Genomic DNA, 16,198 nt, shown 5'->3' with positions numbered 1-16,198 from the left:
GTCGGGGGGCCTTCAATCGCCGGAGGCGACAGGGAAGTTATTGATAACCAAGAATACCACTGCGCAGGACGTTTTCGGACTGACCGCTGAAGTTGCCCATGCCCTTGAACTCGACTTCCAGCATCACGGCGGTGTTGGCCGAGCCCACGGCGGTGGTGACGTTGTAGGTATTGACGTAGTGCCGTGCGATCAGGCGCAAAGCCACACAGCAGCTGTCGTACTGGACACCGGCGTCAGCTTCGATCGTCTGATCGGTCAGCGTCGAATAGGTCCAGCGTCCGATCAGACGCCAGCGGTCAGTGAGCGAGTAGACCGCGGAAGCGTCATATTGTTCCAGCAGCGGCTGGTTCGTGCCCGGCGTACGGCGAAAGCGGTAGGAGAAGTTGACGATGCCGTAGTCCGACAGGCGGTGCTGGATGCCGATGGCGCCCAGGTCGGTCATGCGGGTGTTGGGATTCCACTGGTATTGCGACGTCAGGCGCCAGTCGTCGTTCAGCTGGGTGGTCAGGTCGATCGCATAGTCCGATCCGGACCAGTTGGTCGCCGTCGGGATCGTGGTGTTGCCGTTGGGGACCTGCACCCGCTGCTGGGTGAAGTAGCGAATCTGGCCGAAGCTGGCGGACAGCCGTTCCACGCCGTTGTCGTCGAGCAGCCGGCTGGTCAGCATCGCGCTCAAGTTGTTCGCGTTGATCTGGCGGTCGGCGCCCGAATAGGTGTTGGTGGTGAACAGCTGCCAGGTGTCGAACGACATCAGGTTGGTGTCGAACAGCGGGATGTTGTCCTGGTTCCGGTACGGCACGTACAGGTAGTACAGCCGCGGCTCCAGCGTCTGCGTGTAGGCGGTGCCGAACAGCGAGGTGCTGCGGTCGAAGATCAGGCCGGTGTCCAGGTCGACCACGGGCAGCGAACGGCTGGGCGAGTTGGTGGTGAAGGGCGAGGTCTGGCCCGGATTCAGGAGGCTGTAGAAGCCGTATTGCTGATAGTTGCCGGTCAGGTCGTAGCCGGTGTAGCGATAGGCGACCTTCGGGCGCACGAACCACGCCGCGCCCTGGAAGTTCGCCGAGACATAGGGATACAGGTCCAGGCGGTTGCCCTCGACCGAGTCGGGCCGGCGGAAAGCGACCGCTTCGTTGTTGGCGCCGACCTCCAGCCAGGTGTTGATCGGCCAGTCCACGTTGAAGGTGCCGCGCGGCCAACGCTTGTACTGCACCGAGGTGTCCGGCAACGAGTAGTCGACGTTCTGGTAGTAGTCCGCGCCAATCGAGGCATTCCAGAACGCCTTGCCCCACATGCCGCCGCCTCCGACGTAAGCATTCGAGGGCAGCTGACCGATGGTGGCGGTGAACAGGTCGTTGCCGAAGTCGCGCATGTAGTTGCGGTCGGACGCCAGGTTGATGCTGGTGGAGAAATTGAACGGCCCGTAGAGGTGGGTCAGGTCGTTCAACTTGAGCAGCCAGCGATCGGTATTCTTGGTATTGATCAGGCTGTCCGGGTCGTTGGAGCCCTGATCATTGGGCAGGAACTCCAGATTCACCTGACCGGTACTGCCCGGCACCACATAGCGGAACTCGCTGGCGAGCATGAAGCCGCGGTCGGTGTAGATGCGCGGGTCCAGCGTGGCGTCGTAGTTCGGCGCCAGGTTGAGGTAGTACGGCGCGCTGAGCATGAAGCCCGAGCGGCTGGAGTTGCCGATCGAGGGCGTGAGGAAGCCGGTCTTGCGCTCGTCGTTGATCGGGAACGTGAAGGTCGGCAGCCAGAAGAACGGCACGCCGTGCAGGTACATGGTGGCGTCGTGCGCGGTGCCTTCACCGGTTTCCTTGTCCATGCGGATGTCTTTCGCACGGATCTCCCACGTCCGATCGTCGATGTCGCAGGTGGAGTAGGTCGCCTGGATGTAGCGGCTGCGCTGGTCGTCCAGCATCTGGCCCTGGACCGCCACGCCGCTGCCGCGATTGGTCAGCATCTGGTAGGCGACATTGTCGGCGGTGGCGGTGCTGGCATCCTGGTTGCCGCGCATGTGGTCGGCGGACACCAGCTGCCCTACCTCCTGGTAGCGCACGTTGCCGCGTGCGTCATAGTCGGTGGTGTCGTCGTTGTAATCAGCGACGTCCGCCTGCAGGCGCTGGTCGGCACGCTCAACCTTCACCTGGCCTTCCAGGTGGTACACCGTCTGGTTGGCGCCGTCCACGCGCTCGGCGGTGACGTAGGTGTTGGAAGTGTCGCGAACCGAGCTGTCCTTGCTCAGCGTGGGGTCGTAGAACCCCAGCATGTCGTTGGGACGGCACAGGTTGTAGTTGACCGGCCGAGGGTTGCAACGGAACGTGCCAAGCGGGCAGGTGGACATCTCCGGCGTCCGCCGCGCCGGCGTGGCCGGCACGGTCGCGGGGGCCGGCTCCTGCGCCTGGGTCGGAGCCGCCGGCGCGGACTGGTCGGGGGCAGACTGAGCTTCCACCGGCCCGCCGAACAGGGCTAGCGCGGCAGCGACCGCCAACAGGCGGCGCGGGGGCAGGTGGCGCGAAGTCAGCTTGGGCGTCACGATGGCAGTCTGTCGGCTGGGAGGCTCGTAAAACTAACAGAAAGCCCCTATGGACGGCAGTTGGATGGAGCCATCGACGAGGAGAATTCGGCGTGAACGAGCAGAAACCCGGCAGGACCGACGAGCAGTGGCGATCGGCGCTGACGCCGGAACAATATGCGGTATGCCGTTGCTCGGCGACCGAGCCGCCGTTCAGTGGCAAGTGGTATCGCCACAAGGCCGCAGGTACCTACGTGTGCGTCGCCTGCCGCGCCCGGCTGTTCGCTTCCGAGGCCAAGTACGACTCAGGCTCCGGCTGGCCAAGCTTCTTCCAGCCGCTGGCGCGTGCCGCGATCAGCCTGCAGCAGGACGAGAGCCATGGCATGCGCCGCACCGAGGTGCGTTGCGCGACGTGCGCCTCGCACTTGGGGCATGTCTTTCCCGATGGTCCCAAGCCGACCGGCCTGCGCTACTGCATCAACTCGGTGGCGCTGGACTTCATCCCCGGCTAAGGCGGGGCTTATTCCATCAACGCCGTAACGTGCGCCGCCACGCTCGTGGCCAGGGCGAGCAGGTTGTAGCCGCCTTCCAGGCTCGAAACCAGGCGACCCTCGGCGTGGGCGTCGGCGACGTCGCGCAGGCGTCCGGTGATCCAGGCGTAGTCCTCGCTGCCGAGGCGCAAGTCCGCTAGTGGGTCGTTGCGGTGGGCGTCGAAGCCAGCGGACACCAGCAGCAGCTGCGGTCGGAAGGCATGGATGCGCGGCAGCAGGGCGCCTTCCCACAGCTCGCGAAATTCGTAGGAGCCGTCGCCCGGCGATAGCGGGGCGTTGACGATGTTGCCCACGCCACGTTCGTCTTCGCGGCCGCTGTCCGGATACAGCGGCATCTGGTGGCTGGATATGAACAGCACACGAGACTCTTTGTCGAAGATGTCCTGGGTGCCGTTGCCGTGGTGCACGTCGAAGTCGGCGATGGCCACGCGCTTGAGTCCATGTACGGCGATGGCATGAGCGGCCGCCACGGCCACGTTGTTGAACAGGCAGAAACCCATCGCGCGATCGGGTGTGGCGTGGTGCCCGGGCGGACGTACCGCACAGAAGGCCTGGCCGCCGGCGGCCAGCACGGCGTCGACGGCGGCGACCGCCGCTCCGGCCGCGTGCAAGGCAGCCTCGGCCGAGCCGGGCGACATCAGGGTGTCTTCGTCCAGCCGCACCGTGCCGTTCTCCGGCGTGGCAGCCAGAATGCGGTCGACGTGCTCGGGCGTGTGCACGCGCAACAGCTGCTCGCGCGTGGCGCGCGGCGCTTCGATGCGATCAAGCGCGGCGAAGCGGTCGTGATCGAGCGCCTGCAGCACGGCGCGCAGGCGCGCCGGCGATTCGGGTTGGTCCGGGCCGGGGTCGTGCTGCAGGCAGCTGGCGTGGGTGTAAAGCCGCAGCATCGGGTGACTCAGCTCGACTTGCGGCGGCGCTCGTGCTGCCACAGCACTTCGCCATGGCCGCTGGCGCGGGCCAGCACGCGGCAAACCACGAACAACAGGTCGGACAGACGGTTGAGGTAACGCTGCGCCTGCGGGCGCACGTCCTCCACGCGACCCAGCGCGATGACTTCGCGCTCGGCGCGTCGGCACACCGTGCGGGCCAGGTGGCAGCACGAGGCGGCCATACCACCGCCGGGCAGGATGAAGTCCTTCAGCGGCGGCAGCGGATCGTTGAAGCCATCGAGCACCTGTTCCAGCCACTCGATGTCCTGATCATGGACCATGGCCATGCCCGGGATGCACAGCTCGCCACCCAGGTCGAACAGGTCGTGCTGCACCTGGGTCAGCGCCTCGCGCACCTCGTCGCTCACGCCGTCGGAGGCCAGCACCATGCCGATGGTGCTGTTGAGTTCGTCGACGGTGCCGTAGGCGCCGACGCGCAGCGAATCCTTGGCGACGCGCGAACCGTCACCCAGTCCGGTGCTGCCGTCGTCGCCGGTGCGCGTGTAGATCTTCGAGAGGCGATTACCCATGGTGTTCAGCGCGCCGAGTGGGTGTGCCCGGCGTGGCCGAGCGAACGGGCCAGCTGCGAGGCGAGCGCATGGAGCACCAGGCCAAGCACGACATACAGCGCCGTGGTCTGCAGGAAGAACAGGTACCAGTCACCCAGGTTGCCGACCCATGCGCCGACGCTGCGCGGCTGCGGCACGCTGTTGCTCAGCCAGTAGAAGCTGCCGTTGGAGATCACGTAGCAGGCGGCCCAGCTCGCCAGCAGCGCGCCGGCGGCGCGGGCAAGGCTGCTTACGTTGAAGCCCAGCGGCTTGCGCGCCAGCCAGCTGCCGCCCAGCCAAAGGCTGAAGTACGACGGCACCAGGAACCAGTAGGCCGCCGACACGCAGTAGTGCTCCCAGAAGTTGATGCCCTGGCTGCTGATCACCAGGTAGTCGATCAGCACCGCCTCGGCGATCAGCAACGGGAAGGCCCAGCGCGCCGAACCGCGCAACCAGAAGCCGGCCAGGAAGAAGATGCCCCACGAGGCGTCCCACACGTCGTGATGGAACAGGGAAAGGTGCACGCGGGTGGCGGCCATCACCAGAGCGAGGGCCAGGAAGATGCCAAGTCGCTGGTTTCGCGTCGTAGCCATGAGTTGCTCCAGAGTGTTGCGCCAAGGGCAGAGCGGAAGTCTATCGCAACTGGGTGGGGTCTGACCTGAGCCAGCGCGTATCATGCAACCCCATGACTACCCCACCCACTTCCGTCGGCGCCCCCGGCCGATCACCGGTCCTCATCATCGGCGGCGGCCTGGTCGGCGCCAGCCTGGCTATCGCGCTCGACGCGGCCGGCATCGATGCCGTGATGGTCGAGGCGGCCGCGCCCCGCGTGGGCGAGCAGCCGAGCTACGACGAACGCAACCTCGCGCTGGCGCGCGCCACCGTGAACGGCCTCAGTGCGATCGGCGTGTGGAAACACGCGGCCGCGCAGGCCACGCCGATTCGTCACATCCACGTCACGCGCGCCGGGGAGTTCGGCAGCGTTCGGCTCGACGCCGAGCGCCACGGCGTGGATGCACTGGGGTGGACCCTGCCGGCGCGAGAACTGGGCGCGGCCCTGTTGCGCCGCCTCGACGAGTGCACGCGGCTGCGACGCCTGGCGCCGGCGAAGCTTGCCGCGCTCGAGCCGCGGGACGATGGCTGGCGGGCCATCATTAATACTGGCGAAGGCGAACTCACCATCGACACGCCGCTGCTGGTCGGCGCCGATGGCACGGCCTCCTTTGTCCGCGAGCGGCTGGGCATCGGCGCCGAACGCCACGACTATGGACAGACCCTGTTCGTCTGCACCGTGACGCCCGAGCGCGATCACGCCGGCCGCGCCTACGAACGTTTCGCCGACGATGGCCCGGTAGCGCTGCTGCCGCTGGCGGGGCGGCGTTGCGGACTGGTGCTCACCGTGCCGGGCGAGGACGCCGACGCCGTGGCCGCGCTGGATGACGACGCCTTCGTCGCGTTCGCCCAGCAGCGGTTTGGCTGGCGGCTCGGTCGCCTGACCCGTCCCGGCAAGCGCCATGCGTATCCGATACAGCGCGTGGCGGCCAGCGTGCTGGTGGCGCCGCGCGCAGTGCTGGTGGGCAACGCGGCGCAGACCATCCATCCGATCGGCGCGCAGGGCTTCAACCTTGGATTGCGTGACGCGCTCACCCTGGCCGAGTTGCTGGCCGATGCCGCCGATCCCGGCGCCGAGGCGCTGCTGGCGCGCTACGCGGAGCGACGCGCCAGCGACCGTGAAGGCACCATGGCGATGAGTCATGGCCTGATCCAGCTGGCCTGCCTGCCACAACCCTTGCTCGGCCCAGTGCGCTCGCTGGCCATGCTGGCGTTGGATCGCGTTCCTCCTCTTCAAGGGCTGCTCGCCAGGCGCGGGATGGGATTTCGCGGCGAGCCGCCGCGCGCCGTGCTGGAGCGACTGCCATGAATTCGACACCGATGATGCGCGGCGAAAGCGCGCGCCGACGTGGCCCTGCCCTTGATGTGGCGGTGGTGGGCGGTGGCATGGTCGGGGCCGCCACGGCCTTGGCGCTGGCGAGGGCCGGCTTCGCCACCGCACTGGTCGAGGCGCGGGCGCCGGCGCCCTGGTCGGCCGACGACGAAGTGGATCTGCGCGTGGTCGGACTGGCGCCGTCCTCCATTGCTCTGCTCGATGAGTTGGACGTGTGGACGTCCATCCGCGAATCGCGGGCAGGTCCCTACACGCACATGCATGTCTGGGATGCCGCCAGCGGCGCCGCGATCCACTTCGATGCGGCTGCCGAGGGGCGCGACCTGCTCGGCTACATTGTCGAGAACAATCTGGTGCAGTGGCGCCTGTGGCAGGCGCTGGAGCACGCCGGTGTACGGCGCGTCTGCCCGGCCAAGGTCAGTGCTTACGACGTGTTGGAAGACCGCGTGCAGCTCACGCTGGATGGCGCCGAGACAGACGTGCTTTCCGCTCGGTTGCTGGTGGCCGCCGATGGCGCCGGCTCGCCCTTGCGTGCGCTGGCTGGCATCCCGACCAAAGGCCGCGACTATGCCCAGCGTGGCGTAGTGGCTCACGTAAGCACCGAGCGCCCGCACGAAGGTACGGCGTGGCAGCGTTTCCTCGACACCGGGCCGCTGGCGCTGTTGCCGCTGGCGGATGGCCGCAGTTCGATCGTGTGGTCGCTGCCGGAGGCGGAGGCCCAGCGCGTGCTCGGCCTCGACGACGCGAGCTTCCTCGAAGAGCTGGGCGTGGCGAGCGACTTCCGTCTGGGCCGCATCACCGGCAGCACGCCGCGCGCGGCGTTCCCGCTCAAGCTGCAACTGGCCGAGAGCTACCAGGCCGAGCGCTTCGTGTTGCTTGGCGACGCGGCGCACACGGTGCATCCGTTGGCCGGGCAGGGCGTGAACCTGGGGTTGCGCGACGTCGCCGAACTTCGCGACACGTTGGTGGACGCGCGCGATGACGGGCAAGACATCGCCGCAGCCCACGTGCTGCGCCGCTATGCACGTCGCCGGCGCAGCGCCGACACGCTCGATGCGCTCGGCTTCGATGCACTCGCGCGCGTCTACGGCTGGCGTTCGCCCCTGCTGGTGGCTGCACGCGGCCTCGGCGTGCGCCTGGTCGACAAGCTTTCGCCCTTGAAGCGCCGGCTCGCGGAGCACGCCGCCGGGCTTTGAACCGTCCTGTCCCTACCGCTCAAGGAGTGCACGTCATGCGTATTGCCCGACTTTGCTGTGCGTTGTTGCTGTCCGGTATGGCCTTCGCTGCGCAGGCGAAGATGGTGCACAAGCCGGTGGAGTGGAGCCAGGACGGCGTCACCTTCCACAGCGTGCTCGTGTACGACGATGCGGTCGCCACCAAGCGGCCGGGTCTGGTGATGGTGCCGAACTGGTACGGCGTGAACGATCAGGCGCTGAAGAAGGCCGACGGCATCGCCGGCAAGGACTACGTCATCCTGGTCACCGACATGTACGGCGCGAAGGTGCGACCGACCAGCGACGAGCAGGCGCAGGCTGCGGTCAAGCCGCTGTATTCCGATCGCGCGCTGATGCGCAAGCGCGTCAACCTGGCGCTGGACCAGCTCAAGGCCCAGGCCAAGGACGCGCCTATCGACCTCGGAAAGCTGGCGGCGATCGGCTTCTGCTTCGGCGGCTCGGCGGTGCTGGACCTGGCCCGCAGTGGCGCCGACATCGCCGCGGTGGTCTCCTTCCACGGCGGGCTGAAGACCGACGACCCGTCACTGGCCAAGCAGATCAAGGCGCGCGTGCTGGTGATGAACGGCGCCGACGACAAGGGGACCATGCCCGATGCCGACGCGTTCATGGACGAGATGCGTGGTGGCAAGGCTGACTGGCAGTTCGTGGTGTTCGGCAACACGGTGCATTGCTTCACCGAGACCGACCAGCACAAGGAAGGCTGCATGTACGACGAACGCTCCGCGGCGCGCAGCTACCGCCTGATGCGCGACTGGTTGCACGGGGCGTTCACGGGCACGCCGTAAGTCATGCGCAAGGCGCCGGGTCGCGCATCCAGTGCGCGACCCGGATAGCGGCAGGGTCAGAAGCTGCGCTGCACCGAGTAGTCCGCCAGCGTCGCCATCGCTTCGCGCCATGGCGAATCCGGCAGCGCGCGCAATGCGTCGCGGGCGGCGTCGGCGTGGAGCACCGCGCGTGCATGCGTGCGCTCGAGCGCGCCGGAATCGCGGATGGCGGCGATGATGCGGTCCAGCGAATCCAGGCCGCCGTGCTCGATGGCGTGGCGCAGTGACTGGCGCTGGTCGCCGTCGGCCTTTTGCAGGGCGTAGATCAGCGGCAGGGTCGGCTTGCCCTCGGCCAGGTCGTCGCCGATGTTCTTGCCCAGCGTGCCGGCGTCGCTGACGTAGTCCAGCAGGTCGTCGGCGATCTGGAAGGCGTAGCCCAGCTCCATGCCGTAGCGGCGCAGCGCAGCGATCTGCTCGGTCGGCAGGCCGCCCAGCAGGCCGCCCAGTTCGGTGGCGGCGGCGAACAGCACGGCGGTCTTGCGCTCGATCACCGCCAGGTAGGCGGCCTCGTCCACGTCGGCGTTGCCGATGTTCAGCAACTGCAGCACCTCGCCTTCGGCGATGGTGTTGGTGGTGTCGGCGAGGATGCGCATGATGCGCATGTCGTCCACCTCGACCATCATCTGGAATGAGCGCGAATACAGAAAGTCGCCGACCAGCACGCTGGCGGCGTTGCCCCACAGCGCATTGGCGGTCTTGCGGCCGCGGCGCAGGTCCGACTCGTCCACCACGTCGTCGTGGAGCAGGGTGGAGGTGTGGATGAACTCGATCACCGCGGCCAGCTTAATGTGGTCCTCGCCGCGGTAGCCGGCCGCATTGGCCGCCAGCACGTGCAGCATCGGGCGCAGGCGCTTGCCGCCGCCGGCGATGATGTGGTCGGCGATCTGGTTGATCAGCACGACGTCCGAGGACAACCGGGAGCGGATCAGCGTGTCGACCCGTTGCATGTCTCCGGCGGCGAGCTGCTTGACGGCGGCAAAGTCGGCGGTACGGCGGGTGTCGGCGTGAGTCGTGGTCATGAGGCAGTCGCGGCGTCGTATTTGCGCATTATAGAGAGTTGCAGGCGCAAGAACCCGCCGCGACACGCCACCACGGTCGGAATTGTGGGGTGAAACGTATAATCCGGGTCTGGTCCGCCTTCATAAGTCCTTCCGGTGAGCAAACTCTCTCCACTCGAGCGGCGCAGCGCCCTGACGCTCGCCTGCGTGATCAGCCTGCGATTGTTCGGGTTGTTCCTGATCATGCCGGTGTTTTCGCTCTATGCGCAGCGGATGCCCGACGCGACTCCCTGGCTGATCGGACTGGCCCTCGGCGTCTATGGCCTCGGCCAGGTGCTGCTGCAGATCCCGCTGGGCCTGCTGTCGGACCGCATCGGGCGCAAGCCGGCGATCACTTTCGGCCTGCTGGTGTTCGCCGCCGGTGGGCTCGTCGCGGCTTGTTCACATAGCCTGCTGGGGATCGTGGCCGGTCGCGCGCTGCAGGGCATGGGCGCGGTGGCGGGGGCGGGCACGGCGCTGGCCGCCGACCTCACGCGCGAAGAAAACCGCGGCAAGGTGATGGGCATCATCGGCGTGTCGATCGGCGTGGCGTTCCTGCTGGCCCTCATCCTGGGGCCGCCGCTGGAAGCCATCGGCGGCCTGTCCGGCCTGTTCGGCGCCACCTCGCTGCTGGCGCTGGCGGCGCTGGTGCTGCTGTGGCTTATCGTGCCCACCCCGGAGCGGCAGAAGGCGCCGGCCTCGGCCGCATTCGGCAGCGTACTGTCCATGCTGGGCGACGGGCGCATGCTGGTGCTGAATGGTTCGGTGTTCTTCCTGCACATGCTGCTCACGGCCAGCTTCGTCGGATTGCCGCTGCTGCTGGCCGACCGCCTGCACCTGCCGGTGGATCGCCATTGGCAGCTGTACCTGCCGGTGATGGTGATTGCCGCCCTGGTGATGGGCGGCTGCCTGCACCGCATGCGTGAGGTGGCGCAGAGCCTGCGCATTGTGGCGGTCTGCGTGGTGGCGATCGGTCTGGGCCTGCTGGGCTTTGCGCTTTCCGGCGATCACCTGATGGCGCTGGGCGTGGCGGCGGCGGTGTTCTTCTCGGCCTTCAACCTGCTGGAGGCGGCGCTGCCCAGCCTGGTCTCTCGGCTGGCGCCCGCACAACTGCGCGGGGCCGCCATGGGCGCCTATTCCACCAGCCAGTTCCTCGGCGCCTTCGTGGGCGGAGCAGTCGGTGGCGTGGCGCTGGGGCGAGTGGGCACGGATGGCGTGTTCTTCAGCGCCGCTGCGCTCACCCTGCTGTGGCTGCCGCTGGTGCTGCTGGGCGCCCGGCGTATCCAGGGCGGCGTGGCCGCCTCCGGACCGGTGGCCGAAGCGGCGCCCTGACGGCGGCGTGAAGGCGTCCGCTTGGCAGCGGGCGCGGTGGCGGTGTATCACAGGACAAGCGCGGCGCGAGCCGGGGCATGGAGCTCGCCTTGAAAGGGGATGCCGCGCATTCTGAATCCACCGAGGCGTATGCATGGCCGCCAGCCGTTTCCTCCGCTGCTCTTCCGTGGCGTGCATCGCCGCACTGGCCAGCCTGGCCGCGGGAGCTGTCTCGAGCGCCGACATCAGCCGGGGTGATCGCTACTCCGGTAACCCCTGGGCTTCACGCTCTCCCGTACTCGCGCAGCACGGCATGGCGGCGACCGAACAACCACTGGCGTCGCAGGTGGCGGTGGAGATCCTGCGCAAGGGCGGCAGCGCGGTGGATGCGGCGATTGCCGCCAATGCGGCGCTGGGACTGATGGAGCCGGTGCTCAATGGCATCGGCGGTGACTGCTTCGTCATCGTGTGGGACCCGAAAACGCGCAAGCTCTATGGCTACAACGGCTCCGGTACTTCGGCCAGGGGGCGCGACCTGGCGCAGATGACCGCCAAGGTGAAGGCCGCGTACGCCAAGGCCGGCCTGCCGGCCAAGGAGCACATTCCGCCGGTGGGTTCGTTGCCGGTCACCGTGCCGGGCACGGTCGACGCGTGGTTCGCCCTGCACGAGCGTTTCGGCAAGCTGCCGATGAGCGAGGATCTGGCCCCTGCGATCGCTTACGCGAAGGACGGCTTCCCGGTCACCCAACTGGTGGCGGCGTACTGGAAGACCAACTTCGCTACCTTCGAGCGCGAAAAGGGCCTGATCGAGGAACTGGAGAACGCGCGGCACACCTATCTGATCGATGGCCATACGCCAGCGGAAGGCGAGGTGTTCCGCAATCCCGACCTTGCCCGCACGCTGAGCCAGCTCGCCGAGGGCGGTCGCGACGCGTTTTACAAAGGGGCGATTGCGCACACCATCGATGCCTACTTCAAGCGCATCGGCGGTGACCTGCGCTACCAGGATTTCGCCGACTACCATGGCGAGTGGGTGACGCCGCAGTCAGTCAACTACCGCGGTTACGACGTCTACGAGCTGCCGCCGAACGGGCAGGGCTTCGCGGCGCTGGAGATGCTGCAGATCCTCAAGGGATTCGACCTGCGCAAGATGGGCGTGGGCAGCGCCGATGCCATCACCGCGATGCTGGAGGCCAAGCGGCTCGCCTATGAAGACCTGGCGACGTACTACGCCGATCCGCGTTTCGTCCATGTGCCCATGCACGGGTTGATTTCCGATGGTTACGCCGCGCAGCGTCGCGCGGAGATCCGCCTCGATCACGCCAACCCGGACATCGGCCCCGGTGATCCGCGCCTGTTTGATGGCGACACGACGTATTTCACCACGGCCGACAAGGACGGCATGATGGTCTCCATCATCCAGTCCAACTATCGCGGCATGGGTTCGGGGCTGGTGGCGGACGGGCTCGGTTTCATGTTCCAGGACCGTGGCGAGCTGTACTCGCTGGAGCCGTCCGCGGCCAACGTCTATGCGCCAGGCAAGCGGCCGTTCCACACCATCATCCCCGGCTTCGTGATCAAGGACGGCCAGCCATTCCTGGCCTTCGGCGTGATGGGTGGCGACATGCAGCCGCAGGCGCACGTCCAGGTGCTGGCGAACATCATCGATTTCGGCATGAACGTGCAGGATGCCGGCGACGCCGCGCGCTGGCGCCACTATGGCAACGCCGAGCCGACCGGCGAGCGCTCCCAGGGCATCGGTACGGTGGAGATGGAGTCGGGCTTCGACCCCGCGGTGAAGGCGGAGCTTGCCCGGCGCGGTTACAAGATCGTGCCCGGCACCGGCAATTTCGGCGGCTACGAGGCCATCCTGTTCGACCCTCGCCAGCATGTGTACTGGGGCGCCACGGAGATGCGCAAGGACGGCGAGGTGGTTGGTTACTGAGCGACCCGTCGAGGGGCGCGGCTCGCCCCGATGGTCGATTGTGTTCACGCCTGGGCGCCCCAATGATCGTGGAGGTTCCTGGCTTTGCCGGTCGAGGTTTCGATGTCCCACCACATCATCGAGTTGATCGCGCAATACGGCATCCTGCTGGTCTTCCTCAACGTGCTGGCGGAGCAGGCCGGCGCGCCGGTGCCGGCGGTGCCCACCATGCTGGTGGCTGGCGCCCTGGCGGCGACCGGCCGGCTGCCGCTGGCCGGGGTGGTGGCGGTGGCGCTGGTTGCCTGCCTGTTGGCTGACTTCGCGTGGTATGCCGCCGGCCGCCGCTTCGGTGGCGGGGTGATGCGCACGCTGTGCCGCATCTCGCTGTCACCCGATTCCTGCGTGAAGCAGTCGGAGCTTCGCTTCCAGCGCTGGCGTGGCGGCATGCTGCTGCTGGCCAAGTTCGTGCCCGGCCTGTCCACCGTGGCGCCGCCCCTGGTGGGCGCGATGGGCTTGCGACCGGCGTCGTTCGCGCTGTTCGATGGCCTCGGTTCGCTGTTGTGGGTGGGCGTCGCGGTGAGCCTGGGTTATGTCTTCGCCGGCCAGATCGACTACGTCCTGGACGCACTGGCCAATGCCGGTGGCGTCGCCCTCATGTTGCTTGGCTGTCTCCTGGCCCTCTACATCATCGCCAAGTGGTGGCAGCGCCACCGGTTGCTGCGCACCCTGCGCATGGCCCGCATATCGGTGGAAGAACTCAACAGCGCGATCAACGCCGGCAGCGCCCCGGTGGTGGTGGACGTGCGTTCGGACGCGGTTCGGCTGGTTGATTCCCGTGTGATCCCCGGCGCCTTGCTGGCTGACACGAAGAGTGTCAGCAGGATTGCCGAGACCGTGCCGGTGGACGCCGAACTGGTGATCTATTGCAGTTGCCCGAACGAAGCGTCGGCCGCATTGGTGGCCAAGGCGCTCATGGCGCTGGGCTACAAGCGCGTGCGTCCGCTGCTGGGCGGGCTCGACGCGTGGGACGCCGCGGGCTTTCCGTTGGACCGGCTGCCTTTGGCCGAAGACATCGCAATCTCCACCACCGCGTAGATCCCACCAGCCCCATTTCTGACCGCCCGCCCGGCGGGCGATGGTGTTGGCTGCGCGTCAGTCCGGCGCAAGCCGAATGTGATGGCGCGGCGACGCGAGCCGCGCAGCGTCAAAATTTTACGCGTTGTATACGCCCAGACAGGGGTTGTGTACCCCTTTCTTATGCGCCGGTTCCGACAATTTGCACCGTCAACTGACACGGTGAATCGGTCCCCATGGACGTTATCTACCTCCTGTTCTCCTTCGTGCTGTTCGCGGCCGCCATCGGCTTTCTGATGATGTGCGACCGCCTGGGCCGACGCCCCTGATGGCCGCGCGTCGCCCGGTGCGGCGGCGCATGTATCGGCAAACGCTTTTCCTTCGGGAGATCCACCCATGAACGCAATCTATTTCGCGGCTGCCGTGATCGCGGTGGCCCTGACGGGCTATCTGTGCGTGGCCCTGCTCAAGCCGGAGTGGTTCGAATGACCACCTTTGACTTCTTCCAGGTCGTGCTTTACCTGGCCGTGCTGCTGGTGCTGGTCAAGCCGGTCGGCAGTTACATGGCCCTGGCGTTCTCCGATACGCCCAATGGCGTCACCCGCTTCGGTGGCGGTGTGGAGCGCGTGCTCTATCGCCTGGCCGGCGTGGATGCCGAACAGCAGATGGGCTGGCGCAAGTACGCCCTCGCCATGCTGTTGTTCAACATGGCCGGCATGTTGGCCGTGTATGCCCTGTCGCGCCTGCAGCAATGGCTGCCGCTCAATCCGCAGCACTTCGACGCGCTGGCGCCGGACCTGGCGGTCAACACCGCCATCAGCTTCATCACCAACACCAACTGGCAGGCCTATGGTGGCGAAAACACCATGAGCTACCTGACCCAGATGGCGGGCCTGGCGGTGCAGAACTTCCTGTCCGCGGCGACCGGCATTGCGGTGCTCGTAGCCGTGGTGCGTGGCTTCACCCGCCACAGCGCCGACAGCGTCGGCAATTTCTGGGTCGACATGACCCGCAGCACGCTGTACGTGTTGATGCCGTTCTCGTTCGTCATCGCGCTGCTGCTCGCGTCGCAGGGCGTGGTGCAGAACTTCAAGGCGTACGTCGACGTTCCGCTGATGCAGAACACCACGGCGGTGGAGACAGTGAAGGATGCGGCCGGCAATACCGTGAAGGATGCCGCGGGCAAGGATGTCACCAAGGAAAGCGTGGTCACCACGCAGACCTTGCCGATGGGTCCTGCGGCTTCGCAGATCGCGATCAAGCACCTGGGCACCAATGGCGGCGGCTTCTTCAACACCAACTCGGCGCATCCGTACGAGAATCCGACCCCGTTCAGCAACTTCATCGAGATGCTGGCGATCTTCCTGATTCCCGGGGGACTCTGTTACACGTTCGGCAGCATGGTGGGTGATCGCCGCCAGGGCTGGGCGATCCTCGCCACCATGTTGCTGATCTTTGTCCCGCTCGCCTTCGGCGCGATCGCGGCCGAACAGGCCGGCAATCCGGCGCTGCACGGTCTGGCCGTCGACCAGCACGCTTCGGCGATGCAGGCCGGCGGCAACATGGAAGGCAAGGAGACGCGCTTCGGCATCGCCGCGACCGGCCTCTTCGCCACCATCACCACCGCCGCTTCGTGTGGCGCCGTGAACGGCATGCACGATTCGTTCACGCCGCTCGGCGGCCTGGTGCCGATGTGGCTCATGCAGCTGGGCGAGGTGATTTTCGGCGGCGTGGGTTCGGGCCTGTACGGCATGCTCGCCTTCGCGGTGGTCGCGGTCTTCATCGCCGGTCTCATGGTGGGCCGCACGCCCGAATACCTGGGCAAGAAGATCGAGGCGCACGAGATGAAGATGGCCAGCCTCGCCGTGCTCGTGCCCTGCGCCCTGGTGGTGATCTGCACGGCCATCGCGGTGATGACGCCGGCTGGCGTGGCCGCCGTGGCCAACCCCGGCGCCCATGGCTTCAGCGAGATCCTCTACGCGGTGTCGTCGGCCTCCAACAATAACGGGAGCGCCTTCGCCGGTCTCTCAGCCAACACGCCGTTCTGGAACGTTCTGCTGAGCGTGTGCATGTACTTCTCGCGCTTCCTGCTGGCGATCGCCATGTTGGCCATGGCCGGCTCGCTCGCCGCCAAGCGCCACGTGCCGCCGTCGGCGGGCACGCTGCCCACCCATACGCCGCTGTTCGTCACGCTGCTGGCCTGCGTGGTGATCGTGGTCGGCGCCCTGACTTTCCTGCCCGCGCTTGCGCTGGGCCCGATCGCCGAATTCCTGATGTCGGTTCGCTGATATCCACAGGACTGAAG

14 protein-coding genes are annotated in these 16,198 nt (G+C 67.1%); 9 read left to right on the top strand and 5 right to left on the bottom strand.

What is annotated here, in order from left to right; all coding sequences use genetic code 11:
• Positions 1-37 precede the first annotated feature (37 nt).
• Positions 38-2,536 (bottom strand): LPS-assembly protein LptD, encoded by a 2,499-nt coding sequence (locus DVT68_RS07465; protein WP_114824473.1) that lies wholly within the window; start codon positions 2,534-2,536, stop codon positions 38-40.
• 92 nt (positions 2,537-2,628) lie between these two features.
• Between DVT68_RS07465 and msrB the strand changes: the two genes are divergently transcribed.
• Positions 2,629-3,027 carry a peptide-methionine (R)-S-oxide reductase MsrB gene (gene msrB, locus DVT68_RS07460; protein ID WP_114824472.1) on the top strand — a complete coding sequence of 133 codons (399 nt, stop codon included), beginning with the start codon at positions 2,629-2,631 and terminating at the stop codon, positions 3,025-3,027.
• Positions 3,028-3,035: 8 nt separating this feature from the next.
• Here the strand turns inward: msrB and DVT68_RS07455 are convergent, their stop codons facing one another.
• The 3 genes from DVT68_RS07455 to DVT68_RS07445 are packed head-to-tail and all read right to left on the bottom strand — an operon-like array spanning position 3,036 to position 5,136.
• The gene (locus DVT68_RS07455) at positions 3,036-3,950 is read right to left on the bottom strand and encodes a histone deacetylase family protein (protein ID WP_199536033.1); all 915 of its coding nucleotides are present in this window, start codon (positions 3,948-3,950) and stop codon (positions 3,036-3,038) included.
• An 11-nt stretch (positions 3,951-3,961) separates the two neighbouring features.
• The gene (locus DVT68_RS07450) at positions 3,962-4,525 is read right to left on the bottom strand and encodes a cob(I)yrinic acid a,c-diamide adenosyltransferase (RefSeq protein WP_114824470.1); all 564 of its coding nucleotides are present in this window, start codon (positions 4,523-4,525) and stop codon (positions 3,962-3,964) included.
• Positions 4,526-4,530: 5 nt separating this feature from the next.
• Positions 4,531-5,136, bottom strand: a complete 606-nt coding sequence (locus DVT68_RS07445) for a hypothetical protein (protein ID WP_114824469.1) — start codon at positions 5,134-5,136, stop codon at positions 4,531-4,533.
• 92 nt (positions 5,137-5,228) lie between these two features.
• Here DVT68_RS07445 and ubiH point away from each other — a divergent pair, with 92 nt between their 5' ends.
• Genes ubiH through DVT68_RS07430 form a run of 3 tightly spaced genes read left to right on the top strand, consistent with a single transcriptional unit; the run spans position 5,229 to position 8,508 of the window.
• Positions 5,229-6,464 (top strand): 2-octaprenyl-6-methoxyphenyl hydroxylase, encoded by a 1,236-nt coding sequence (ubiH, locus tag DVT68_RS07440; protein ID WP_114824468.1) that lies wholly within the window; start codon positions 5,229-5,231, stop codon positions 6,462-6,464.
• Complete coding sequence (locus DVT68_RS07435; RefSeq protein ID WP_114824467.1) at positions 6,461-7,684, top strand: UbiH/UbiF/VisC/COQ6 family ubiquinone biosynthesis hydroxylase; 1,224 nt, start codon at positions 6,461-6,463, stop codon at positions 7,682-7,684. Before ubiH ends, DVT68_RS07435 begins: the two co-directional genes overlap by 4 nt.
• 35 nt (positions 7,685-7,719) lie before the next feature.
• Positions 7,720-8,508 carry a dienelactone hydrolase family protein gene (locus DVT68_RS07430; RefSeq protein WP_114824466.1) on the top strand — a complete coding sequence of 263 codons (789 nt, stop codon included), beginning with the start codon at positions 7,720-7,722 and terminating at the stop codon, positions 8,506-8,508.
• 56 nt (positions 8,509-8,564) lie between these two features.
• On the opposite strand, the gene DVT68_RS07425 is transcribed toward DVT68_RS07430, so the two are convergent.
• A complete protein-coding gene (locus tag DVT68_RS07425; protein WP_114824465.1) occupies positions 8,565-9,566 on the bottom strand; it encodes a polyprenyl synthetase family protein in 1,002 nt (333 codons plus the stop codon).
• Positions 9,567-9,701: 135 nt separating this feature from the next.
• Between DVT68_RS07425 and DVT68_RS07420 the strand changes: the two genes are divergently transcribed.
• The 5 genes from DVT68_RS07420 to kdpA all read left to right on the top strand — a co-directional run bounded on the left by DVT68_RS07420 (position 9,702) and on the right by kdpA (position 16,181).
• Positions 9,702-10,916 carry an MFS transporter gene (locus tag DVT68_RS07420; protein ID WP_114824464.1) on the top strand — a complete coding sequence of 405 codons (1,215 nt, stop codon included), beginning with the start codon at positions 9,702-9,704 and terminating at the stop codon, positions 10,914-10,916.
• A 133-nt stretch (positions 10,917-11,049) separates the two neighbouring features.
• Positions 11,050-12,840, top strand: coding sequence for a gamma-glutamyltransferase (gene ggt, locus DVT68_RS07415; protein ID WP_114824463.1), 1,791 nt, complete (start codon positions 11,050-11,052; stop codon positions 12,838-12,840).
• A 102-nt stretch (positions 12,841-12,942) separates the two neighbouring features.
• Positions 12,943-13,914: a VTT domain-containing protein gene (locus DVT68_RS07410; protein ID WP_114824462.1), complete on the top strand. Its 972-nt coding sequence runs from the start codon at positions 12,943-12,945 to the stop codon at positions 13,912-13,914.
• Between the two features lie 375 nt (positions 13,915-14,289).
• On the top strand, positions 14,290-14,382 hold the full coding sequence (gene kdpF / locus DVT68_RS07405; RefSeq protein ID WP_114824461.1) for a K(+)-transporting ATPase subunit F: 93 nt from the start codon (positions 14,290-14,292) through the stop codon (positions 14,380-14,382).
• The gene (gene kdpA / locus DVT68_RS07400; RefSeq protein WP_114824460.1) at positions 14,379-16,181 is read left to right on the top strand and encodes a potassium-transporting ATPase subunit KdpA; all 1,803 of its coding nucleotides are present in this window, start codon (positions 14,379-14,381) and stop codon (positions 16,179-16,181) included. The genes kdpF and kdpA overlap by 4 nt, the downstream gene beginning before the upstream one ends.
• Positions 16,182-16,198: the final 17 nt, after the last annotated feature.

This window comes from Dyella solisilvae (genome assembly GCF_003351225.1).
Classification (GTDB): domain Bacteria; phylum Pseudomonadota; class Gammaproteobacteria; order Xanthomonadales; family Rhodanobacteraceae; genus Dyella; species Dyella solisilvae.
This window is presented reverse-complemented; position numbering and strand designations above follow the sequence as displayed.

Coding starts and splice junctions, on each gene's coding strand:
- ggt (WP_114824463.1), top strand. CDS start 11,050: ATGGCCGCCAGCCGTTTCCTCCGCTGCTCTTCCGTGGCGTGCATCGCC.
- DVT68_RS07410 (WP_114824462.1), top strand. CDS start 12,943: ATGTCCCACCACATCATCGAGTTGATCGCGCAATACGGCATCCTGCTG.
- DVT68_RS07430 (WP_114824466.1), top strand. CDS start 7,720: ATGCGTATTGCCCGACTTTGCTGTGCGTTGTTGCTGTCCGGTATGGCC.
- DVT68_RS07425 (WP_114824465.1), bottom strand. CDS start 9,566: ATGACCACGACTCACGCCGACACCCGCCGTACCGCCGACTTTGCCGCC.
- ubiH (WP_114824468.1), top strand. CDS start 5,229: ATGACTACCCCACCCACTTCCGTCGGCGCCCCCGGCCGATCACCGGTC.
- kdpF (WP_114824461.1), top strand. CDS start 14,290: ATGAACGCAATCTATTTCGCGGCTGCCGTGATCGCGGTGGCCCTGACG.
- DVT68_RS07450 (WP_114824470.1), bottom strand. CDS start 4,525: ATGGGTAATCGCCTCTCGAAGATCTACACGCGCACCGGCGACGACGGC.
- kdpA (WP_114824460.1), top strand. CDS start 14,379: ATGACCACCTTTGACTTCTTCCAGGTCGTGCTTTACCTGGCCGTGCTG.
- DVT68_RS07445 (WP_114824469.1), bottom strand. CDS start 5,136: ATGGCTACGACGCGAAACCAGCGACTTGGCATCTTCCTGGCCCTCGCT.
- DVT68_RS07435 (WP_114824467.1), top strand. CDS start 6,461: ATGAATTCGACACCGATGATGCGCGGCGAAAGCGCGCGCCGACGTGGC.